Source organism: Stenotrophomonas sp. SrG (genome assembly GCF_050031795.1).
Taxonomy (GTDB): domain Bacteria; phylum Pseudomonadota; class Gammaproteobacteria; order Xanthomonadales; family Xanthomonadaceae; genus Stenotrophomonas; species Stenotrophomonas rhizophila_A.
On sequence record NZ_JBNBBE010000288.1, the window covers coordinates 1 to 268 of the forward strand.

1 pseudogene is annotated in these 268 nt (G+C 74.6%); it reads right to left on the reverse strand.

The features are described 5' to 3' along the window. Positions 1-268, reverse strand: a pseudogene (locus tag ACQG3P_RS19870) (TolC family protein); the annotation flags it as partial.

The following is a 268-nucleotide window of genomic DNA, read 5'->3' on the forward strand; positions in this document are numbered from 1 at the left end:
GGCCTGCAGGCGCATCCGGGCGGCGGCGACCGCGCGGCGACGCTGGGCGAGATCGGTGGCGGCAATGGCGAGCTGCGCGCGGGCTTCGGCAATGGCGAGATAACGCTGGGCCACGGCGGCCATCCGGTCCAGCCGCGCGGTTTCGCGCTGCGGTGCCAACGCGTCGAGATTGGCCTGGGCCAGTACCCGGCGGGCCTCAAGCTTGCCGCCGCGCTCCAGCACGCCGGCCAGGGTGACGGTCAGTTCGGCGGCGTCGAAGCCACGGCTG